The organism is Streptomyces aquilus (assembly GCF_003955715.1).
In the GTDB taxonomy this organism is placed as follows: Bacteria; Actinomycetota; Actinomycetes; order Streptomycetales; family Streptomycetaceae; genus Streptomyces; species Streptomyces aquilus.
On the sequence record NZ_CP034463.1, the window covers coordinates 7576893 to 7597789 of the forward strand.

At 72.0% G+C, this 20897-nt stretch carries 19 protein-coding genes; 12 read left to right on the forward strand and 7 right to left on the reverse strand.

What is annotated here, in order from left to right; translation table 11 throughout:
* The first annotated feature begins 7 nt into the window (after window positions 1–7).
* Window positions 8–1408 carry a sensor histidine kinase gene (locus tag EJC51_RS34995; protein WP_126274703.1) on the forward strand — a complete coding sequence of 467 codons (1401 nt, stop codon included), beginning with the start codon at window positions 8–10 and terminating at the stop codon, window positions 1406–1408.
* Here EJC51_RS34995 and EJC51_RS35000 read toward each other — a convergent pair.
* Complete coding sequence (locus tag EJC51_RS35000; protein WP_126274704.1) at window positions 1398–2387, reverse strand: TAXI family TRAP transporter solute-binding subunit; 990 nt, start codon at window positions 2385–2387, stop codon at window positions 1398–1400. The genes EJC51_RS34995 and EJC51_RS35000 overlap by 11 nt on opposite strands.
* A gap of 99 nt (window positions 2388–2486) precedes the next feature.
* Here EJC51_RS35000 and EJC51_RS35005 point away from each other — a divergent pair, with 99 nt between their 5' ends.
* Window positions 2487–2918, forward strand: a complete 432-nt coding sequence (locus EJC51_RS35005) for a pyrophosphohydrolase domain-containing protein (protein ID WP_126274705.1) — start codon at window positions 2487–2489, stop codon at window positions 2916–2918.
* A 1-nt stretch (window position 2919) separates the two neighbouring features.
* Here the strand turns inward: EJC51_RS35005 and EJC51_RS35010 are convergent, their stop codons facing one another.
* Together EJC51_RS35010 and EJC51_RS35015 are read right to left on the reverse strand one after the other, a co-directional pair.
* The gene (locus EJC51_RS35010; protein ID WP_126274706.1) at window positions 2920–4137 is read right to left on the reverse strand and encodes a cation:proton antiporter; all 1218 of its coding nucleotides are present in this window, start codon (window positions 4135–4137) and stop codon (window positions 2920–2922) included.
* Between the two features lie 8 nt (window positions 4138–4145).
* On the reverse strand, window positions 4146–4631 hold the full coding sequence (locus EJC51_RS35015) for a cation:proton antiporter regulatory subunit (protein ID WP_126274707.1): 486 nt from the start codon (window positions 4629–4631) through the stop codon (window positions 4146–4148).
* 175 nt (window positions 4632–4806) lie between these two features.
* Here EJC51_RS35015 and EJC51_RS35020 point away from each other — a divergent pair, with 175 nt between their 5' ends.
* Window positions 4807–5745 (forward strand): sensor histidine kinase, encoded by a 939-nt coding sequence (locus EJC51_RS35020; protein WP_244362977.1) that lies wholly within the window; start codon window positions 4807–4809, stop codon window positions 5743–5745.
* Window positions 5742–6392 carry a response regulator gene (locus EJC51_RS35025; RefSeq protein WP_126274709.1) on the forward strand — a complete coding sequence of 217 codons (651 nt, stop codon included), beginning with the start codon at window positions 5742–5744 and terminating at the stop codon, window positions 6390–6392. Before EJC51_RS35020 ends, EJC51_RS35025 begins: the two co-directional genes overlap by 4 nt.
* A gap of 10 nt (window positions 6393–6402) precedes the next feature.
* Here EJC51_RS35025 and EJC51_RS35030 read toward each other — a convergent pair whose 3' ends face one another.
* Entirely contained in the window at window positions 6403–7005 is a 603-nt protein-coding gene (locus tag EJC51_RS35030; protein WP_126274710.1) for a hypothetical protein, read from the reverse strand.
* Between the two features lie 133 nt (window positions 7006–7138).
* Window positions 7139–9286, reverse strand: a complete 2148-nt coding sequence (locus EJC51_RS35035) for a phosphoinositide-specific phospholipase C-related protein (RefSeq protein ID WP_126274711.1) — start codon at window positions 9284–9286, stop codon at window positions 7139–7141.
* 100 nt (window positions 9287–9386) lie between these two features.
* Here EJC51_RS35035 and miaB point away from each other — a divergent pair, with 100 nt between their 5' ends.
* Both miaB and EJC51_RS35045 read left to right on the forward strand, forming a co-directional pair.
* Entirely contained in the window at window positions 9387–10913 is a 1527-nt protein-coding gene (gene miaB / locus EJC51_RS35040; RefSeq protein ID WP_207924831.1) for a tRNA (N6-isopentenyl adenosine(37)-C2)-methylthiotransferase MiaB, read from the forward strand.
* A gap of 56 nt (window positions 10914–10969) precedes the next feature.
* The gene (locus EJC51_RS35045) at window positions 10970–11683 is read left to right on the forward strand and encodes a class III extradiol dioxygenase subunit B-like domain-containing protein (RefSeq protein ID WP_126274712.1); all 714 of its coding nucleotides are present in this window, start codon (window positions 10970–10972) and stop codon (window positions 11681–11683) included.
* Between the two features lie 78 nt (window positions 11684–11761).
* On the opposite strand, the gene EJC51_RS35050 is transcribed toward EJC51_RS35045, so the two are convergent.
* Together EJC51_RS35050 and EJC51_RS35055 are read right to left on the reverse strand one after the other, a co-directional pair.
* Entirely contained in the window at window positions 11762–12028 is a 267-nt protein-coding gene (locus EJC51_RS35050; RefSeq protein WP_126274713.1) for an antitoxin, read from the reverse strand.
* 25 nt (window positions 12029–12053) lie between these two features.
* A complete protein-coding gene (locus EJC51_RS35055) occupies window positions 12054–12410 on the reverse strand; it encodes a hypothetical protein (protein ID WP_126274714.1) in 357 nt (118 codons plus the stop codon).
* Between the two features lie 182 nt (window positions 12411–12592).
* Between EJC51_RS35055 and miaA the strand changes: the two genes are divergently transcribed.
* The 6 genes from miaA (at window position 12593) to hflX (ending at window position 20863) form a co-directional block, all read left to right on the forward strand.
* Window positions 12593–13531, forward strand: a complete 939-nt coding sequence (gene miaA, locus EJC51_RS35060; protein ID WP_126274715.1) for a tRNA (adenosine(37)-N6)-dimethylallyltransferase MiaA — start codon at window positions 12593–12595, stop codon at window positions 13529–13531.
* A 108-nt stretch (window positions 13532–13639) separates the two neighbouring features.
* Entirely contained in the window at window positions 13640–14143 is a 504-nt protein-coding gene (locus tag EJC51_RS35065; protein WP_126277255.1) for a hypothetical protein, read from the forward strand.
* A gap of 91 nt (window positions 14144–14234) precedes the next feature.
* On the forward strand, window positions 14235–15104 hold the full coding sequence (gene dapF, locus EJC51_RS35070) for a diaminopimelate epimerase (protein ID WP_126274716.1): 870 nt from the start codon (window positions 14235–14237) through the stop codon (window positions 15102–15104).
* 288 nt (window positions 15105–15392) lie between these two features.
* A complete protein-coding gene (locus tag EJC51_RS35075) occupies window positions 15393–17585 on the forward strand; it encodes a RelA/SpoT family protein (protein WP_126274717.1) in 2193 nt (730 codons plus the stop codon).
* Between the two features lie 154 nt (window positions 17586–17739).
* Complete coding sequence (locus EJC51_RS35080) at window positions 17740–19224, forward strand: M1 family metallopeptidase (RefSeq protein WP_126274718.1); 1485 nt, start codon at window positions 17740–17742, stop codon at window positions 19222–19224.
* A gap of 145 nt (window positions 19225–19369) precedes the next feature.
* On the forward strand, window positions 19370–20863 hold the full coding sequence (hflX, locus tag EJC51_RS35085) for a GTPase HflX (protein ID WP_126274719.1): 1494 nt from the start codon (window positions 19370–19372) through the stop codon (window positions 20861–20863).
* Window positions 20864–20897 lie beyond the last annotated feature (34 nt).

Consider the following 20897-nt stretch of genomic DNA (forward strand, 5'->3'; position numbering starts at 1 on the left):
GGCTCGGGTGCGTACACGACTCCTCCCGCTGCTCATCGTCCTGATGGCGGCCATGCTGCTGGCGCTGGGCATCCCGCTCGGCATCGGCATGGCCTCGGCCCAGCAGCAGAAAGTGGTCGTCGACCGGATCGACGACACCGCGCACTTCGCGGCCCTCGCCCAGTACGTGACCGGTCCCGACGACGAGCGTCAGGACACGCTGGAGAGCGAACTCGAGAGCTACTACGAGGTCTACGACATCCGGGTCGGCGTCTTCTACCGCACCGACGTGCCCATGGCCAACGCGCCGGCGACCTGGTTCCTCCCCGAGACGGGCGAGGTGCGCGAGGCGTTCGAGGAGGCGCGGCTCAGCCGGCGCAGCCAGAACCCGCACCAGATCTGGCCCTGGGAGCGCACCCGGCTCGTCGTCGCCTCCCCGGTCATCCGGGACGGTGACGTCGTCGCGGTCGTCGTCACCGACTCGCCGACCGGGGACATGCGGTCGCGGATCCTGCACAACTGGCTGGTGATCGGCGCGGGCCTGATGGCCGCGATGCTGCTGGCCGTCGGTGCCGCGCTGCGGCTCACCGGGTGGGTGCTGCGGCCCGTACGCGTCCTGGACGCCACCACGCACGCGATCGCCAGCGGCAGCCTGAAGTCCAGGGTCGCCGCCGCCGGCGGGCCGCCGGAACTCCGGCGCCTGGCCCACTCGTTCAACGAGATGGCGGACAACGTCGAGGACGTCCTGGAGCAGCAGCGCGCCTTCGTCGCCGACGCCTCCCACCAACTGCGCAATCCGCTCGCCGCGTTGCTGCTGCGCATCGAGCTGCTCGCCTTCGAACTCCCGGAGGGCAACAAGGAGATCGCCTCGGTCCAGATGGAGGGCAAGCGCCTCGCGCAGGTCCTGGACGACCTGCTCGACCTCGCCCTGGCCGAGCACACCGACGCGGACCTGCGCATCACCGACATCGGCGCGCTGACCGCCGAACGCGTCGCGGCCTGGGCACCGACCGCCGAGGCCAAGGGCGTGACCCTGGTCGGCGACTGCCCGCCGACCACCGCCTGGGCCGACCCGGTCACCCTGTCCAGCGCGCTGGACGCTGTCATCGACAACGCCGTGAAGTTCACACCCGAGGGCGAGCGCGTCGAGGTGACGGTCTCCTCCAACGGCGAGACGGCGAACGTCGTGGTCAGGGACAACGGCCCCGGCCTCACCGACGAGGAACTCGCCCGCGTCGGCGACCGCTTCTGGCGCAGCGGCCGCCATCAGAACGTCAAGGGTTCCGGTCTCGGCCTGTCCATCTCCCGCGCCCTGCTGGCCGCGGGCGGCGGCGCGATCTCGTACGAGCACCACGAACCGCACGGCCTGAAGGTGACGGTGACGGTGCCGCGGAGCGCCACCTCCGGGTGGACGGTGGCTACGGCTTGACCGAGCGGTAGTAGCGGCGGGCGCCGTCGTGGAGTTGCAGCGGGGAGGTGTAGATCGCCGTGCGCAGATCGACCAGCTGGGCCGAGTGCACCTCGGCGCCGATCTTGTCCCGGCTGCGCAGCACCGTCCGGGTCAGCCACTCGGTGAGCCGGGGGTCGAGGTCCTTGCGGGTGATCAGCAGGTTGGAGACGGCGATCGTCGGGACCGAGTAGCCCTCCTGGACGTCGTAGGTCGACTCCGGGATGTTGGTCGGGCGGTAGTAGCGCATGGCCGCGCCCTGGGTGTGCAGCTTGCTGATGAGGTTGCTGCCTATCGGCACGAACTTGAAGGACTCGCTCTCGGCGAGGGTCTGCAGACCCCGGGTGGGCAGTCCGCCGGACCAGAAGAACGCGTCGAACGTACGGCCGAGGCGGGACGCGTCGTTGATGCCGTACGGCAGTGCCGTGATGTCCTTGTCCGGGTCGATGCCGGCCGCCGCCAGCACGCGGTCGGCGATCAGCCGCACCCCCGACTTGGGCAGGCCCACGGCCACCCGCTTGCCCTTCAGATCGGCGACCGACCGGATGTCGGAGTCCGGCGGGACGATCAGCTGCACATAGTCGTCGTACAGGCGCGCGACACCGCGCAGCCGGGCGGCTTCGGCCGGGTGGTCGAGGGCGTACGTCTCCACGGCGTCGGCCGCCGCGATGGCGAAGTCGGCTTCGCCGGACGCCACGCGCGCGACGTTGTCCTGGGAGCCGGCGCTCGTCTCCAGGTCCACCTTCAGGTCGGGCATGTCCTTGGCGAACTCGTCGCTGAGCTGCTTGCCGTACTCCTCGTAGACGCCGCCGCGCGAGCCCGTGCTGAACGTGATCGTCCCGCCGGGAGGCTCCTCGCCGAGCGGCAGCAGCCACCACAGCAGGAGCCCGAAGGCCACGAAACCGGCGGCCGCGCCCTGAAGCGCCCGGCTCCTGCTGATGCGGGGGAACATGCGGGACATGCGCGCGATCCTGCCAGGCGGGACGCGGTGCTGACCAGGGCGAGGATCACAAGGGTGCGGGGCGGGGAGGGGGCGGCGCCCGATGGATAGGCTCGCCGTATGAGTTCTTCGCCCGCCGATCTCGTCCGTGCCTTCCATCTCGCCATGGGGCTCGACGCCCGCAGCACGCCGACCGCTGTCTCGCCGGAGCTGGCCGCCCATCGCGGTGAGCTGCTCGCCGAGGAGGCCGCGGAGGTGGCCGAGGTATCGGTGGAAGGGCCCCTGGACCGGCTGGCCCACGAACTCGCCGACGTCGTGTACGTCGCGTACGGCACCGCCCTGGTGCACGGCATCGACCTCGACGCGGTCATCGCCGAGATCCACCGTTCCAACATGACCAAGCTGGGACCCGACGGGCGCGTGGCCCGCCGGGCCGACGGCAAGGTGCTCAAGGGGGAGCACTACGAGGCGCCGGATGTGGCGGGGGTGCTGCGGCGACAGGGGTGGGTGCCGGAGGAGAGCGGCCGTTCGGCGGCGGACGAGGTGGCCTGACTCAGTCCACCACCGACGCCTCCTTCGCAACGGGCTCGTCCTCGCGCGCGTGCCCGCGTTCACGCAGCCGCCCCGCCCACCTCGACGCCAGCGGCTCCGTGTAGCGCGCCGTCAGGGGGCCGAGGACGACCAGGATCAGGACGTACGCCGTGGCGAGGGGACCGAGGGACGGTTCGATGCCCGCGCCGACCGCCAGGCCCGCGATGACGATCGAGAACTCGCCGCGGGCGACCAGCGCCCCGCCGGCCCGCCAGCGGCCCTTCTCGGAGATGCCGGCCCGCCGGGCCGCCCAGTAGCCGGTGGCGATCTTCGTCGCGGCCGTGACCAGCGCCAGCGCGAGGGCCGGCAGCAACACGGGCGGAATGCTCGCCGGGTCCGTGTGCAGGCCGAAGAAGACGAAGAAGACCGCGGCGAACAGGTCCCGGAGCGGGCTGAGCAGGGTGTGCGCGCCCTCGGCCACCTCGCCGGACAGCGCGATGCCCACCAGGAACGCGCCCACCGCCGCGGACACCTGGAGCTGCTGGGCGACGCCCGCCACCAGGATCGTGAGCCCCAGCACCACCAGAAGCAGCTTCTCCGGGTCGTCGCTGGAGACGAAACGCGAGATCAGGCGCCCGTAGCGGACCGCGACGAACAGCACCAGGCCCGCCGCTCCCAGCGCGATCGCCAGCGTGAGGCTCCCGGCCATCAGCCCGGCGCCCGCCACCAGCGCGGTGACGATCGGCAGGTAGACCGCCATCGCGAGGTCCTCCAGGACCAGCACGCTGAGGATCACCGGGGTCTCGCGGTTGCCGACCCTTCCCAGGTCGCCGAGGACCTTCGCGATCACGCCGGACGACGAGATCCAGGTGACGCCCGCCAGCACCACCGCGGCCACCGGGCCCCAGCCCAGCAGCAGCGCGGCCGCCGCTCCCGGCAGGGCGTTCAGGGCGGCGTCGACCAGGCCCGACGGATAGTGCGCCTTGAGGTTGGTGACCAGGTCGCCCGCCGAGTACTCCAGGCCGAGCATCAGCAGGAGCAGGATGACGCCGATCTCGGCGCCGGTCGCGACGAACTCCTCGCTCGCGCCGAGCGGCAGCAGCCCGCCCTCGCCGAAGGCCAGCCCGGCCAGGAGATACAGCGGGATGGGGGAGAGGCTGAAGCGGCCGGCGAACCGGCCGAGGAGGCCGAGGCCGAGGATGATGGAACCGAACTCGATCAACAGGACCGCGGAGTGCACCGGTTGCCTCACTCCCGCCCGAGTATCGCGGCGGCGGCGTCCACGCCCTCGCGGGTGCCGACGACGATGACCGTGTCTCCGCCCGCGAGCCGGAAGTCCGGCGCCGGGGACGGGATCGCCTCGGCCCGCCGCAGCACGGCGACGATCGACGCGCCCGTGTCCGTCCGCATCCGGGTCTCGCCCAGCAGCCGCCCGTTCCAGTGCGAGGCCGCCGCGACCTCGATGCGCTCGGCGACCAGCCCCAGGTCGGTGGTGTAGAGCAGGCTCGCGCTGTGGTGGGACGGCTTCAGCGCGTCGATCAGCGAGCCGGCCTCCGCGCCGGTCAGCCGCAGCGACTGGGCGCAGGAGTCGGGGTCGTCGGCCCGGTACACGCTCACCGTTCGGGCGCCGTCGCGGTGCGCCACCACGGACAGATGGCGGTGTTCCCGGGTCACGAGGTCGTACTGGACCCCGATCCCCGGCAGCGGCGTCGCCCTCAGGCGCGGTGCAGACACGTTTCTTCCCCTCATGGTCGGTGATCGTCCCGGTCGGTGGTCGCAGGTACCGGATGGGCATGCTGCCACCGCGCCGTACCGTGGCGACATGGGTGGCGTCACGGATATACGCGGGCGGGGAGACCGGCCGAGTCTGGTAGGGCAGGCATCAGAGGAGAGGGGCGGGAACAGGAACGTGTCGCTGTTCTGGCGGATCTTCTCGCTCAACGCCGCCGGCCTGGTCGTGGCCGCCGCGCTGCTGCTGGGCCCGGTCACCGTGTCGACGCCGGTGACCTCGGCCGAGGCGGTCGTCGTGGTCGTCGGCCTCGCCGCGCTGCTGGCGGTGAACGCGCTGGTCCTGCGCATCGGCCTCGCCCCGCTCAAGCGGCTGGGGCACGCCATGGCCGCCGCCGACCTGCTCCGGCCGGGCGCCCGCGCCGCCGTCGCCGGTCCCACGGAAGCGGCGGCGCTCATCACGACGTACAACACCATGCTCGACCGGCTGGAGGCCGAGCATGCCGCCGGGGCCGGGCGGGCCCTGTCCGCGCAGGAGCGCGAGCGCCACCACATCGCGCGCGAGCTGCACGACGAGGTCGGTCAGACCCTGACCGCCGTCCTCCTCCAGCTCAAGCGCGTCGCCGACCGGGCCCCCGAGGAGCTGCGCGAGGAGGTGGCCCAGGCCCAGGAGGCCACGCGCGCGGGGCTCGACGAGATCCGCCGCATCGCCCGCCGGCTGCGCCCCGGCGTCCTGGAGGAGCTCGGCCTGGCCAGCGCCCTGCGCTCGCTCGCCGGCGAGTTCAGCGCGCCCGGCCTGACGGTGCGTCACCACGTCACCGGCGGACTGCCGCCCCTGACCGAGGAGTCCGAACTCGTGCTCTACCGGGTGGCCCAGGAGGGCCTCACCAACACCGCCCGGCACTCCGCCGCCGACCACGCCGAGATCCGGCTCCAGCCGGTCGCGGACGGCGTCGAACTCCTCGTACGGGACAACGGCAAGGGCGTCGGGGACGCCACCGAGGGAGCCGGGATACGGGGCATGCGGGAGCGGGCGCTGCTCATCGGGGCCGACCTCACGCTCGCGGCAGCTCCGGGTGGGGGAACGGATGTACGACTGCTCGTCCGGGGGAACCGATGACCCCCGTTCGGGTACTGCTCGCCGACGACCACACCCTCGTACGACGGGGCGTACGGCTGATCCTCGACGGTGAGGACGACCTGATGGTCGTGGCCGAGGCCGGGGACGGGGCGGAGGCCGTCGAGCTGGCACGCGCGCGTGAGGTCGACCTGGCGGTCCTCGACATCGCCATGCCCCGGATGACCGGCCTCCAGGCGGCCCGCGAGCTGTCGCGACGGCTGCCGGGGCTGCGCATCCTCATCCTGACCATGTACGACAACGAGCAGTACTTCTTCGAGGCGCTCAAGGCCGGGGCCAGCGGTTATGTGCTGAAGTCCGTCGCCGACCGGGACCTGGTCGCGGCCTGCCGGAGCGCGGTGCGCGACGAGCCGTTCGTCTATCCCGGCGCGGAACGCGCTCTTGTACGGTCGTACCTGGACCGACTGCACCGGGGCGACGCGCTGCCCGCGCGGGCCGTCACCGAACGCGAGGAGGAGATCCTCAAGCTCGTCGCCGAGGGGCACACGTCCAAGGAGATCGGCGAGCTGCTGTTCATCAGCACCAAGACGGTCGAACGGCACCGCGCGAACCTGCTGGCCAAGCTGGGGATGCGGGACCGCCTCGAACTGACCCGGTACGCGATCCGCGCGGGGCTGATCGAGCCGTGAGGCGTGTGGGTCAGTAGCGCTGCGCCTTCGCGACCACGGCGGTCAGCTGCGGTTCCGCCGGTTCCGTGCTGATGGCGAGCGGCTGGGCCTTGGCGCCCGGCTTCAGGTCCTCCGCGCCGACGTAACGCGTCTGCACGACCTTGCCGTCGGGGTCGCGGAAGTCGACTTGGACGGCGTAGGACGTGGTCTTGTCCGTGCTGTTGGTGATGTTCACGACGACGGCGAGCAGTCCGGCCGTCTCGGATCGCGGCTTGCCGGTGAGGGAGACGTCGGCGGTGGCGTTGCCCTTGCCGTCGACGTCCTTGAGGGCGTTCTTGGCGGCCCGGTTGGCGCGCTCGGTCTCCGCGGACACCGAGGCCAGCCATGCCGAGGCCTGGGCGGAGGCGGAGGAGGCGAGGGCCGAGACCGACGCCTTGACCGACTCCTTGACGGAGGCGAGGGCGGAGGGGACCGAACCGGAGAAGGACGCCGTGGCGGTCGCTGAAGCGCTGGACTTGGAGCCGTTGTCGTCACTGTCCGAACTGCACGAGACGAGCGACGCCGCGCTCACCGCTGCCAGGACGAGTCCGGTGAGCGCGGTCGCGGTCCGGCGCCGTGGGGTGGAAGAGAGCATGAGGTCCTCTCGGCGGCAGTTGTCATGATTCGTCACCATCCTGCGGGCGACGGGACGGCCCGGCCACTTCGGCGGGCCCTAATGGCTCGCGTCACCGGGTGGTGTCTAGTGCGACAGGACCCGACGGCTCGCGCTACCGGTCGGCGTTGAGCGTTTCCACCGCCCCGCGCGCGTCGCCGATCGTCGTGTAGTCGACGGCGACGAAGTTCACCGGTCGTCCCCGCTCCCGTTCGCACTCCTCGACCCGGTTCAGGACGTAGTCGCGGGCGTTGACCTCGCCCGCGTCCAGACGGCTGCCGCCGCCCGCGGTGATGAAGTGGTTGAGCAGGAACAACCGCTTGCCGGTGCCGCCCCGGTGCGGCTCACAGCTCATCTGCTCGGGGCGCCGGAAGGAGAACGGCGTCTCCATGCCGTAGCCGTAGAAGTTCCGGTACCACGCGGCCGGGCCGTCGGCCTGCTCGGCGAAGACCACCAGTCGCCGGCCGCTGTCGATCATGTCGCCCAGCGTCGGCCAGGGCTCCGCGGGATCGGCGTCCGGTGTGAAGACGAGGTCGCTCAACCCGGCCCGCGCGAACGCCTCCGCCGTGTCCTCACCCGAGATCGCGTCCTGCACGATCAGGGTCAGCACCTCGGTCGGATGGTCGCGCATCCAGTCGCCGATCTCCCGGAGCTCCGGCACCAGCGGAATCGCGCCGGCCCGGCACACGGAATGGCACAGCCACAGCCCCTCACGGGGCGGGTTGACCCGGTTGACCACGTGGGCGATCAGCGCGCGCTGCTCGGGCGAGAAGTCGGACGCGTTCAGCCGCGCGGTGATCTCGTCGGGCCGCTCCCAGCGGTAGGTGTCGATCTGGAGGGCCCGTACCCCGTCGTCCAGCTGGGTGGTGATGGCCGGGTCCTGGAGCGGGCCGATGAACCGGTCGACGGTGGTCGACATGGCGTTGTGCGAGGTCAGGAAGGCGACCTTGTCGTAGGGCCGGTCGCACAGCCGCACGCTGCCCTCGCACCGGCGCGGCGCCTCGGGCGCGGCCAACGGCACCAGCACGAGACCGGCGAGGGCGAGAGCGCTCGCGCCGGCCGCCAGCGGACGGATGTACGCGGCAGCGGGCGCCGTCCGCAGCCGGGGGCGTACCTGAAGAGCCCACCCGAGCCCGGCGAGCAGCGCCCCCGCCACCAGCGGGACCAGCGCGCTGCCCAGGGCGGCGGCCGTCATGTCGTCGACGGCCGTGCGCTGGAGGTCGTCGACCAGGCGGGCGAGGCCCGTCGGCCAGCTCGCCGGCGGATCGACGAAACGGCCGCCGCCGACAAGACGTACGACCACGACGACCAGAGCCGTCAGCAGGCCACCGGCGGCCAGCGCCCAGCCCAGCAGCATCGGCCTGCGGCCGGGCGCGGCGGAACCGGTGAACCACAGCACGGCCAGGGCGGCGACCAGCAGCGCGGCGGCGACCGCCTCGACGATCCCGAGCCCGACCGCCGTATAGGGGCGAACGCTCCGCAGACCCGCGAGGTCGAGGGGGCGGTCGAGGTTCCAGTGGCTGCCTCCCGCGAGCGTCCGCAGCCGTGCGGCGGCGTCATGGGTGCGCTCGGACACCACCGCGGGTGCCACGGTGGCGAGCACCGTGCCGATGTCCCCGTCGCCCAGGGCCACTTCGACGTCCGGTCGCAGCGCCTCCCGCTGCTCCTCGGGAAGCGCGGCGAGGAGGTCCCGGGCGGCCGTCGCGGCCTGCTCCTCGGTGAGGGGGAGGGCGGGCAGCGAACCGGGGACGCGGCCGGCGACGACGTGCTCCAGGGCGGCCGACAGATCCGCCGAGAACGCGGCGAAGTCCGGCTCGGTCCGGTTCTGCACGGAGGCGACGAGATCGCCGAAGTAGACCTGGGCCAGGTCGTCGACGTTGTCCAGCACCGGGCGCAGGTCCACGGACAGAACGAGGGTGTCCCGGTCGCCGCGGAGGTAGCCGACGGCGTTGCCGATCTGCTCCTGGGTGAGGTCCCGGACCGTCTCCGGCGGCAGCACCAGCTTGATGTTGGAGGTCACCACGGCCTCCGGCACGGGCAGCCCCGCCAGCAGGTTCCGGGTCACCGACGCGGCCTTCGGATCGACCAGGACCTGGTCGTAGACCCGGTCGTACGCCGACTCCTCGTCCAGCACCGAGCCGTAGAAGCCCGCCGACACGACCGTGGCACGCGCCGTGGCCGCCACGGCGACGATCAGCGTGCACAGCACGGCCGCGGCGAAGGCGAGGACGCGCAGCACTCTGCGCGAGGTCACGGAATCCATGGGCCACCTGCTCCTCATGGTGATCTGCCCCTGTGGACCCCGCACCCCGGGGCGCCCCGGCCCGGCGCGAGGCGTTCCCGGGACCGCCTACTCTTGAGGGATGACCATCAGCAGCGACCGGAGCCCGGCAGTGGACGTCTCAGTGCCCAAGACCTACGAAGTTCGTACCTACGGGTGCCAGATGAACGTCCATGACTCCGAGCGATTGTCCGGACTGCTGGAGGAGGCCGGGTACGTGCGCGCGCCCGAGGGTTCCGACGGGGACGCGGACGTGGTGGTCTTCAACACTTGCGCGGTGCGCGAGAACGCCGACAACCGGCTCTACGGCAACCTCGGCCGCCTCGCCCCCAAGAAGGCCTCGCGGCCCGGCATGCAGATCGCGGTCGGCGGGTGCCTGGCGCAGAAGGACCAGGACACCATCGTCAAGAAGGCGCCCTGGGTGGACGTCGTCTTCGGCACGCACAACATCGGCAAGCTGCCGGTCCTGCTGGAACGCGCGCGCGTGCAGGAGGAGGCGCAGGTCGAGATCGCCGAGTCCCTGGAGGCCTTCCCCTCCACGCTGCCGACCCGGCGGGAGAGCGCCTACGCGGCCTGGGTGTCGATCTCCGTCGGCTGCAACAACACCTGCACCTTCTGCATCGTCCCGGCGCTGCGCGGCAAGGAGAAGGACCGTCGCACCGGCGACATCCTCGCCGAGATCGAGGCCCTGGTCGCCGAGGGCGTCTCCGAGATCACGCTGCTCGGCCAGAACGTCAACGCGTACGGGTCCGACATCGGCGACCGCGAGGCCTTCAGCAAGCTGCTGCGGGCCTGCGGCAAGATCGAGGGCCTGGAGCGCGTCCGCTTCACCTCCCCGCACCCGCGCGACTTCACCGACGACGTCATCGCCGCCATGGCCGAGACGCCGAACGTGATGCCGCAGCTGCACATGCCGCTCCAGTCCGGCTCGGACACGGTGCTCAAGGCGATGCGCCGCTCGTACCGGCAGGAGCGTTTCCTCGGGATCATCGAGAAGGTGCGTGCCGCGATGCCGGACGCCGCGATCTCGACCGACATCATCGTCGGCTTCCCCGGCGAGACCGAGGAGGACTTCGAGCAGACCATGCACACGGTCCGCGAGGCCCGCTTCACCAACGCCTTCACCTTCCAGTACTCCAAGCGCCCCGGAACCCCGGCCGCGACCATGGAGGGGCAGATCCCCAAGGAGGTCGTCCAGGCGCGCTACGAGCGTCTCGTCGCCCTTCAGGAGGAGATCTCCTGGGACGAGAACAAGAAGCAGGTCGGCCGCACGCTGGAGCTGATGGTCGCCGAGGGCGAGGGCCGCAAGGACGGCTCCACCCACCGCCTCTCCGGCCGCGCCCCCGACAACCGCCTGGTCCACTTCACCAAGCCGGACGAGGAGGTCCGCCCCGGCGACGTGGTCACGGTCGAGATCACGTACGCCGCCCCGCACCACCTCCTCGCCGAGGGCCCCGTCCTCAATGTGCGTCGCACGCGCGCGGGCGACGCCTGGGAGAAGCGCAACGCCGCCGAGGCGGCCAAGCCGGCGGGCGTGCTGCTGGGCCTGCCGAAGATCGGCGTACCGGAGCCGCTGCCGGCGGCGACGGGGGGCTGCACCGCGCACTGAGGACAGAGGTCCGGGGCTGTACGTGTTCGGCGCCGCACGGCGTTACGCTGCCGATCATGCTTGTCGCCGCCGCAGTCTGCCCCTGTCCGCCTCTCCTCGTGCCCGAGGTCGCCGCGGGTGCCGCGGCCGAGCTGGATGCCGCGCGTGCCGCCTGCACGGACGCGCTCGGCGTGCTCGCCGCCGCCCGGCCGGACGTGCTCGTGGTGGTCGGGCCCGCCGAAGAGAGCGGGCGCGGGACGCACGCCGAGGGCACGCGGGGTTCGTTCCGGGGCTTCGGCGTGGACGTCGACGTACGCCTCGGCCGGGACACGGGTGACGCGGCCGAGTACACGCTGCCGCCCTCGCTGTCCGTGGCCGCGTGGCTGCTGGCGAGGACCGGGTGGTCGTGCGCCCCGGTCGAGGGGCTCGGCGTGGGGGAACCTCTCGCGGCCGAGCGGTGTATTGAAGTCGGAAGGGACATCGCCGCGCGGGCCGAGCGCGTGGCGCTGCTGGTGATGGGCGACGCCAGCGCCTGCCGCACGCTCAAGGCGCCCGGCTACCTCGACGAGCGCGCGGCACCCTTCGACGCGGAGGTCGCGCGGGCGCTGGGCGCGGCGGACGTGGCGGCCCTCGAAGCGCTGGACGCGCGGCTGGCGTACGAGCTCAAGGCCTCCGGCCGGGCCCCCTGGCAGGTCCTCGCGGGCGCGGCCGAGGGGGCGGGGCTCGGCGGGCAGCTGCTGTACGAGGACGCGCCGTACGGCGTGGGGTATGTGGTCGCGGCCTGGTCCTGACCGCCCGCTGCCCTGACGCGGACAGGAAACGGCGGACGGCCGGGAGCGTTGCTCCACGGCCGTCCGCCGATGTGCCGTTCAGGAAGCCGGCGGTGGTGATGACGGGGGCGTGGTCGAGCCGCCCGTACCGTCGTCGGCCTTGTGCGCGAGTCGGTCCATGGCGTCCTTGGCCTTGCCCGTGCCCGTCTGGATCTTGTCGCTGTACTTGCCCTTGGTCTTCTTGTCGACGGCCTGCGCGGCTTTGTCGAGACCGTGCTGGACCTTGTCCCCGTGCTGCTGAGCGAGTCCGGAGACCTTGTCCTTGGCCGGGCCGAGCTTGGCTTTCAAATTGTCCAGGAGACCCATCGTTCACCTTCCCGCGCGGGGGCAGTTACGTGCGGGCGCTCTCGCCGGCCTCGCTGTCGGCCGCCGCCTCGGCGGACTGCTGCTTGGGGATCTCGACGCCGTCGGCGGCACCGGACTCGCCGGACGCCGTCGCCGGCTCCTCGTCCGTCTCCGCCTTCGCCTCCGTCGACGCGGCCGCTTCCTCGGTCTCGGCCCCGCTCTCGGTCTCGGTCCCGGGCTCGGCTCCGGCCTGTGACTGCGCCTCGGCCGGCTCCTTCGCCGCTGCCGGCTCGGTCGCCTCGTCCGACTCGGCATCGGCCGTCAGCGTGGCGGCCCCTGCCTCGGCGGTTGACGTCTCCTCCGCAGTCTTCGACCTCCGGAGAAGTCGTGCGAAAACACCCATATCCGCTCCATACGTTACTCGTGCGGGCGAAATCCCGCGTCGTCCGGTGCGCCCATTTGCGTCGACCGGGGAGCCGCCTCCGCAAACCGGCGGCGAAAACCTCGCAACTGGCAACGACCCCGGACCCGTGCCGTCACGTAACTCGTTCGAGGCCACACCGCGACGTTTGCGAGACTGGGGCGGTGAGCAGCGCACCCCCCGCCCCCCGAGTCATCGCCGTCGTCGGACCGACCGCGGCCGGAAAGTCCGATCTGGGCGTCTTCCTGGCCCAGCGCCTCGGCGGCGAGGTCGTCAACGCCGACTCCATGCAGCTCTACCGAGGGATGGACATCGGCACCGCCAAACTGACGCCCGAGGAGCGCGGCGGCGTCCCGCACCACCTCCTCGACATCTGGGACGTGACCGTCACGGCGTCCGTCGCCGAGTACCAGCGCCTCGCCCGCGAGCGGATCGACGCGCTGCTCGCCGAGGGACGCTGGCCGATCCTGGTCGGCGGCTCCGGCCTGTACGTCCGGGGCGCCGTCGACAACCTCGAGTTCCCCGGCACCGACCCCGAGGTCCGGGCCCGCCTGGAGGAGGAACTCACGCTCCGCGGCTCCGGTGCCTTGCACGCCCGCCTGGCCGCCGCCGACCCCGAGGCCGCGCAGGCGATCCTGCCCAGCAACGGCCGCCGGATCGTCCGGGCCCTGGAGGTCATCGAGATCACCGGCCGCCCCTTCACCGCCAACCTCCCCGGCCACGACTCGGTCTACGACACCGTCCAGATCGGCGTCGACGTCACGCGCCCCGAGCTCGACGAGCGGATCGCGCGCCGCGTCGACCGGATGTGGGACGCGGGACTCATCGACGAGGTGCGCGCGCTGGAGGCGCAGGGGCTGCGCGAGGGGCGCACGGCCTCGCGTGCGCTCGGCTACCAGCAGGTGCTCGCGGCGCTCTCCGGGGAGTGCACGCTGGAGGAGGCCCGGGCCGAGACCGTACGCGCCACCAAGCGCTTCGCGCGCCGCCAGGATTCGTGGTTCAGGCGCGATCCGCGGGTGCACTGGCTCAGTGGGGCTGCGGCGGATCTCACAGAACTTCCCCAGCTCGCACTGGCGTTGGTCGAACGACCGGTTACAGCCTGATCACGTCCTGGCATCGGGACGCTCAGGCCGTCATCCGGCCCGTCGGCGCCGTGCCATCATCGAGCTTCGATCGACCAAGTGGAGTCCGAGTTGGGAGGGCGCGTGGCGATGGAGGCCGGCCCTCGCGACACCGCACGAAGCACCGAGCCCCGCACCGCCGACGGCGGTGAAACGGAGCAGGACGGCGACCGTCTGAGCCCCGACGGGCCCGACGAGACGCAGGGCGGTGTGATCGCCGACGGCCCCGAGCCCGAGGAGATGTTCGCCGACGGCCCCGAGGTCGAGGTCGAACTGCGTCCGCAGCGCCGGATGCGCATCTGGCAGCTCGCCCCGATCGTGTCCCTGGCCGCGCTCGGCTCCCTGATGTTCGCCTTCCCGCTCGCCTTCGACTTCGGCGACAGCGGGGCCGTGATCGCGATGCTGGGCCTGCTGATCTGCTCGTGCGCGGCGGGCTGGGGCATGATGGCCGCGCGCCGGGTGGGATACACGCTGCCGGGGCTGCCGCAGCGGGGTTCGGGCCGGCGCGTGGACTGGCGAGTGGTGCTCCTGTACGTGGTGGTCGTGGCCGCGGTGGTCGCGCTGGCGGTGTTCCGCGTGGCGCGGCTGCGCTGAAGAGGCCTTCAGGGGCGCGGGGCCGTATCGATGTGCGGCTCCGCCGTCTGGGCGCGACCGGCCCCCACCGGCCGGCACGTAGGATCGAGACATGACCACCCGGATCGCCTTCCTCAAGGGCCACGGCACCGAGAACGACTTCGTGATCGTCCCGGACCCCGAGAACGCCATCGACCTGCCCCCGGCCGCCGTCGCCGCCCTGTGCGACCGCCGCGCGGGCATCGGCGGTGACGGCCTGCTGCACGTCGTGCGGTCCGCCAAGCACCCTGAGGCGCAGCACATGGCCGCCGAAGCGGAGTGGTTCATGGACTACCGCAACGGCGACGGCTCCGTCGCCGAGATGTGCGGCAACGGCGTCCGCGTCTTCGCCCGCTACCTCCAGCACGCCGGGCTGGTGACCGAGGGAGACCTCGCTATCGCCACGCGCGGGGGCGTGAAGACCGTGCACCTCGCCAAGGACGGCGACGTCACCGTCGGCATGGGCAAGGCCCGCCTCCCCGAAGGGGACGTCCAGGTGAGCGTCGGCGAGCGCAGCTGGCCCGCGCGGAACGTGAACATGGGCAACCCGCACGCGGTGGCCTTCGTCGAGGACCTCGCCCACGCGGGCACCCTGTACGACGCGCCGCCCTTCAGCCCGGCCTCCGCCTACCCGGACGGGGTCAACGTGGAGTTCGTGGTCGACCGCGGCCCGCGGCACGTCGCGCTGCGGGTGCACGAGCGCGGGTCCGGCGAGACCCGCTCGTGCGGCACGGGCGCGTGCGCCGTCGCCGTGGCCACCGCCCGCAGGGACGGCGTCGACCCGGCGGTGACCGGGACCCCGGCGACGTACACCGTCGATGTGCCCGGCGGCACCCTCGTGATCACCGAGCGGCCCGACGGGGAGATCGAGATGACCGGCCCGGCCGTGATCGTGGCCGAGGGCGAGATCGACCGGGAATGGCTGGAAAGCGCCGCACGTTGACCGAGTGAAAGGTGGGTTCCGGCGGTTCGGAACGCTGGGATCCACAGCCTCACCCGGCACCGGTGATACGAAACGACGGAGATCCGCAGGTCGGGTGGCGCGAAACCGTAAACCTGAAAACCGTCGCTCGAATGGGTGATCCGTTTCACGCTCGACGAGAGGCGGTCAGCCGCGCGTGATGGGCTCGGTAGCATCAAGCACCGGCCCGGACGGGGGACCGATGCCATCCCCTGTGCCGTGTCCGCCCTGGGGCACCCCGTCCGCCGGTCAATGCAGCCGGAGGTGCCCATGAGTGCGGAGGCCACGAACCCCGCGACCCCAGGTCCGGTAACGGGGCCTGCGGCGCGCTGGCGGGCGCGGATCGACCTGCGTCGCCTGGGCCGCGCCGCCCTGCTCGGCCCGGCTGCCCGCGACCGGCTGCCCGACGCCATCGGCCATGTCGCGGAGGCTCACCGCGCCCACCACCCCGACGCCGACCTCGAACCCCTGCGCCGCGCCTGGGTGCTGGCCGAGTCCTCGCACCGCGGCCAGATGCGCAAGAGCGGCGAGCCGTACATCACCCACCCGCTCGCGGTGACCCTGATCCTCGCCGAACTCGGCGCCGAGACCACGACGTTGACCGCCTCGCTGCTGCACGACACCGTCGAGGACACCGATGTGACCCTCGATCAGGTCGGCGAGGAGTTCGGCGCCGAGGTGCGCTACATCGTCGACGGCGTCACGAAGTTGGAGAAGGTCGACTACGGCGCCGCCGCCGAGCCGGAGACCTTCCGCAAGATGCTGAAGGCCACCGGCAGCGACGTCCGCGTGATGTCGATCAAGCTCGCCGACCGGCTGCACAACATGCGCACCCTCGGCGTGATGCGCCCCGAGAAGCAGGCGCGCATCGCCAAGGTGACCCGCGACGTCCTCATCCCGCTCGCCGAACGCCTCGGCGTGCAGGCGCTCAAGACCGAACTGGAAGACCTGGTCTTCGCGATCCTGCACCCCGAGGAGTACGAGCACACGCGCGAGTTGATCGTCGACAACGCCTCCCGCGCGGACGACCCCCTCGCCGAGATCGCCGACGAGGTGCGCGGTGTCCTGCGCGACGCCGACATCCAGGCCGAAGTCGTCATCAGGCCACGGCACTTCGTCTCCGTGCACCGAGTGGCCCGTAAACGCGGCCAGTTGCGCGGCTCGGACTTCGGCCGGCTGCTGGTGCTCGTGAACGAGGACGCGGACTGTTACGGCGTGCTCGGCGAGCTCCACACCTGTCTGACGCCCGTCGTCTCGGAGTTCAAGGACTTCATCGCCGTACCGAAGTTCAACCTGTACCAGTCGCTGCACACCGCCGTCGCCCGCCCCGACGGCCAGGTCGCCGAAGTCCTCATCCGCACCCACCAGATGCACAAGGTCGCCGAGGCCGGCGTCATCGCGCTCGGCAATCCCTACGCTCCTCCTTCGGAGGAGCCCGTCGACGGTGAGCGCGAGGACCCGACCCGGCCCGGCTGGCTCTCCCGGCTGCTCGACTGGCAGGAGGCCGCGCCCGACCCGGACACGTTCTGGTCGACGCTGCGCGAGGACCTCGCCCAGGACCGCGAGATCACCGTCTTCCGGCCCGACGGCGGCACCCTGGGGCTGCCCGACGGCGCGACCTGCGTGGACGCCGCCTACGCGCAGTACGGCGAGGACGCGCACGCGTGCATCGGCGCCCGCGTCAACGGCCGGCTGGCGACCCTGAGCACCGTTCTGCGGGACGGCGACACCGTCCAGCTCCTCATGGGGCAGGACCCGGCCTCGGAGCCCTCCAGAGAGTGGCTGGAACACGCCCACACGCCCGCCGCGCGGATCGCCATCCAACGGTGGCTCGCCACGCATCCCGCGCCCGAGGCTCCCGGGGAGGGCCTGGGCGAGAGCCTGCACGGCACGGTGGACCGCCCTGAGGGCCTCCAGGCCGGCGCTGAGGCGCCTGCCGGGTCCGCCGACGCCCCGGCTGCCGCCGCCCAGCGCACCCGCCCTCGGACGACCGACAGCCCGCCGGCCCGCCCGCGTACCGCTGACGTCCTCGTCGACCAGCCCGGCGCGACCGTGCGTCTGGCCGGCTGCTGCACGCCGGTTCCGCCCGACGACGTCACCGGCTTCGCCGTGCGCGGGGGAGCGGTCACCGTGCACCGCGTCGGGTGTCCGGCGGTCGCCCGCATGAAGGAGGCGGGGCGCCCGGAGGTGGAGGTGCGCTGGGGCGACACCGCGGAGTGCCGGGTGACGCTCTATGCCGAATCGTTCGGCCGCCCCCATCTGCTCGCGGACCTCACCGAGGCCATGGCGCTCGAAGGCGCCGAGATCGTCTCCGCGACGGTCGAACCCCCGAGCCAGCAGCGCGTCCGTCACACCTACACGGTCGACCTCCCTGACGCGGCCCTGCTGCCCGCCCTGATGCGGGCGATGCGGAACGTGCCCGGCGTGTACGACGTGAGCCGGGCGCAGACGCAGGGGGCCTGACGCGGGAGCGGATCGCGGCGGCGCATTGCGGCGCCGGATCGCGGCGGCAGTTTGCGGCACCGGATTGTCGCGGCGTCACCTCGGTCGCACTCGTTCGGGTGGGCCGGGCGCGAGTCGTCGCCGTGGGGGGCGGGTGCGCTGGTAGCGGTGGTGCATGCTGCTCACCCCCCACGCCAGGACGCCCCGGCGGCTCAAGGCGGCCGCGCTGCTCGCCTCCGCCGTCTCCGTCTGCCTCGTCGCCGCGAGCGCCCCCGCCGCCCCGCTGGGTGTCGGCGACCGCCTCTTCCCGCACCTCGGCAACCCCGGATACGACGTGGCGTCGTACGACCTCTCCTTCACCTATCCCGGCTCCAACAGCGAGCCGCTCCAGGCCGTCACCACCATCGACGCCTGGACGACCACCCCACTGGACCGCATCAACCTCGACTTCGCGCACGGCGAGGTCGAGTCCGTCGAGGTCGACGGCGAGCCGGCGTCCTTCGCCGATGCCGGCGAGGACCTGGTGGTCACGCCCGAGGAGGCGCTGCCCAGCGGCAGCTGGATGCGGATCACCGTGAAGCACACCAGCGACCCGGTGTCCGCCGAGGACCGGGACGGCGGCTGGGTACGGACCACCGACGGGCTCGCCATGGCCAACCAGGCCGACGCCGCCCACCTGGTCTTCCCGTGCAACGACCACCCCTCCGACAAGGCGATGTTCACCATCCGGATCACCGCGCCCGACGGCTACACCGCCGTCGCCAACGGGCTGCCGACCGGCGTGGACCGGGCCGCCGGGGCGACCACCTGGACGTACCGCACCCAGCACCCCATGGCCACCGAGCTCGCCCAGGTGTCCATCGGCCGCTCCACGGTGCTGCACCGCGAGGGTCCGCACGGACTGCCGGTCCGCGACGTCGTGCCCACCAAGCACCGCAAGGCGCTCGAACCCTGGCTGGAGAAGACCCCCGACCAGATCTCCTGGATGGAGAGCAAGGTCGGCCGCTACCCCTTCGAGACGTACGGCCTGCTCATGGCCGACGCCGACACCGGCTTCGAACTCGAGACACAGACGCTCTCTCTCTTCGAGAGAGAGCTCTTCACCGAGCCCGCCTACCCGAAGTGGTACGTCGAGTCGATCATGGTGCACGAGCTGGCCCACCAGTGGTTCGGCGACAGCGTCGCCCCGGCCTCGTGGTCCGACCTGTGGCTCAACGAGGGGCACGCCACCTGGTACGAGGCCCTGTACGCCGAGGAGAAGGCCGGCAAGTCCATGGAGGCGCGGATGAAGGCGGCGTACGGCGCCTCCGACCGCTGGCGCGCGGCCGGCGGCCCGCCCGCCGCCCCCAAGGCGCCCGACCCCGGCCAGAAGATCAGCATCTTCCGCCCCAACGTCTACGACGGCGCCGCGCTCGCCCTGTACGCCCTGCGCCAGGAGATCGGCCGCGAGACCTTCGAGCGCCTGGAACGGGTCTGGGTGAGCCGCCACGAGGACGGCACCGCCACGACCGCGGACTTCGTCGCCCTCGCCTCCGAGATGTCCGGGCGCGACCTCGACGGGTTCTTCCAGGACTGGCTGTACGGCGAGAAGACCCCGCCGATGCCGGGCCACCCGGACTGGAAGTCCGTCGCACCGGCGGCGAAGCGGCACGGCGAATAAGGCCGTGACGAGACGCCTCGTCCCGTGCGACCATCTTCGGGTCGGCGCGGCACGGGACACGGGAATCTCCCGGGGTACTCGTGCGTTGTGACCGGTGACGAAGTCACGATCGCCGAATCGGCATCCCCAACGACGTAAGGACCCAATGACCTCCTCTTCATCCTTTTCCCAGGACGAGCAGCGCTTCGCGCACACATACCCCGAAGGCCTTCGGGCCGATGCCCTGATGGAAGAGGACGTCGCCTGGAGCCACGAGATCGACGGAGAGCGGGACGGCGACCAGTTCGACCGCTCCGAGCGCGCGGCTCTGCGCCGTGTGGCGGGCCTCTCCACCGAGCTCGAGGACGTCACCGAGGTCGAGTACCGACAGCTCCGTCTGGAGCGGGTCGTGCTCGTCGGCGTCTGGACCTCGGGGACCGCGCAGGACTCGGAGAACTCCCTCGCGGAGCTCGCCGCCCTCGCGGAGACCGCGGGCGCGCTCGTGCTGGACGGCGTGATCCAGCGCCGCGACAAGCCCGACGCGGCCACCTACATCGGCTCCGGCAAGGCCACCGAGCTGCGGGACATCGTCCTCGAAACGGGCGCGGACACTGTCATCTGCGACGGTGAGCTCAGCCCGGGCCAGCTCATCCACCTCGAAGACGTCGTCAAGGTCAAGGTCATCGACCGTACGGCCCTGATCCTCGACATCTTCGCCCAGCACGCCAAGTCCCGAGAGGGCAAGGCACAGGTCGCGCTCGCGCAGATGCAGTACATGCTGCCGAGGCTCCGGGGCTGGGGTCAGTCGCTGTCCCGTCAGATGGGCGGCGGCAAGGGCGGCGGCCTCGCCACCCGTGGTCCCGGTGAGACCAAGATCGAGACGGACCGGCGTCGGATCCGCGAGAAGATGGCGAAGATGCGCCGGGAGATCGCGGAGATGAAGACCGGCCGCGAGATCAAGCGCCAGGAGCGCAAGCGCAACAAGGTGCCGTCCGTCGCCATCGCGGGCTACACCAACGCCGGCAAGTCCTCCCTGCTCAACCGCCTGACCGGCGCCGGTGTCCTGGTCGAGAACGCCCTGTTCGCGACCCTGGACCCGACCGTCCGCCGCGCGGAGACCCCGAGCGGGCGCCTGTACACCCTGGCCGACACCGTCGGCTTCGTACGGCATCTGCCGCACCACCTGGTCGAGGCGTTCCGCTCCACCATGGAGGAGGTCGGCGAGTCCGACCTGATCCTGCACGTGGTGGACGGCTCGCACCCGAACCCGGAGGAGCAGCTGCTCGCCGTGCGCGAGGTGATCAGGGACGTCGGCGCGGTCGATGTCCCCGAGATCGTCGTGATCAACAAGGCGGACGCGGCGGACCCGCTGACCCTCCAGCGGCTGATGCGGATCGAGAAGCGTTCCATCGCGGTCTCGGCCCGTACCGGCCAGGGCATCGCGGAACTGCTCGCGCTCATCGACAACGAGCTGCCGCGGCCCTCGGTCGAGATCGAGGCGCTCGTGCCGTACACGCTCGGCAAGCTCGTCGCCCGCGCCCACTCCGAGGGCGAGGTGATCTCCGAGGAGCACACCCCGGAGGGCACCCTGCTCAAGGTGCGGGTGCACGAGGAACTGGCGGCGGATCTCGCGCCGTACGTTCCGGCGCCGGCGGCGTAACAGCGGTATGCGTGAAGGCCCGCCCCTCGTCGTG

Excerpts from the sequence above, each read along its gene's own strand:
- EJC51_RS35000 (WP_126274704.1), bottom strand. The coding sequence starts at position 2,387 with ATGTCCCGCATGTTCCCCCGCATCAGCAGGAGCCGGGCGCTTCAGGGC.
- EJC51_RS35005 (WP_126274705.1), top strand. The coding sequence starts at position 2,487 with ATGAGTTCTTCGCCCGCCGATCTCGTCCGTGCCTTCCATCTCGCCATG.
- EJC51_RS35025 (WP_126274709.1), top strand. The coding sequence starts at position 5,742 with ATGACCCCCGTTCGGGTACTGCTCGCCGACGACCACACCCTCGTACGA.
- EJC51_RS35030 (WP_126274710.1), bottom strand. The coding sequence starts at position 7,005 with ATGCTCTCTTCCACCCCACGGCGCCGGACCGCGACCGCGCTCACCGGA.
- EJC51_RS35035 (WP_126274711.1), bottom strand. The coding sequence starts at position 9,286 with ATGGATTCCGTGACCTCGCGCAGAGTGCTGCGCGTCCTCGCCTTCGCC.
- miaB (WP_207924831.1), top strand. The coding sequence starts at position 9,387 with ATGACCATCAGCAGCGACCGGAGCCCGGCAGTGGACGTCTCAGTGCCC.
- EJC51_RS35045 (WP_126274712.1), top strand. The coding sequence starts at position 10,970 with ATGCTTGTCGCCGCCGCAGTCTGCCCCTGTCCGCCTCTCCTCGTGCCC.
- EJC51_RS35050 (WP_126274713.1), bottom strand. The coding sequence starts at position 12,028 with ATGGGTCTCCTGGACAATTTGAAAGCCAAGCTCGGCCCGGCCAAGGAC.
- EJC51_RS35055 (WP_126274714.1), bottom strand. The coding sequence starts at position 12,410 with ATGGGTGTTTTCGCACGACTTCTCCGGAGGTCGAAGACTGCGGAGGAG.
- EJC51_RS35065 (WP_126277255.1), top strand. The coding sequence starts at position 13,640 with ATGGAGGCCGGCCCTCGCGACACCGCACGAAGCACCGAGCCCCGCACC.
- dapF (WP_126274716.1), top strand. The coding sequence starts at position 14,235 with ATGACCACCCGGATCGCCTTCCTCAAGGGCCACGGCACCGAGAACGAC.
- EJC51_RS35075 (WP_126274717.1), top strand. The coding sequence starts at position 15,393 with ATGAGTGCGGAGGCCACGAACCCCGCGACCCCAGGTCCGGTAACGGGG.
- EJC51_RS35080 (WP_126274718.1), top strand. The coding sequence starts at position 17,740 with ATGCTGCTCACCCCCCACGCCAGGACGCCCCGGCGGCTCAAGGCGGCC.
- hflX (WP_126274719.1), top strand. The coding sequence starts at position 19,370 with ATGACCTCCTCTTCATCCTTTTCCCAGGACGAGCAGCGCTTCGCGCAC.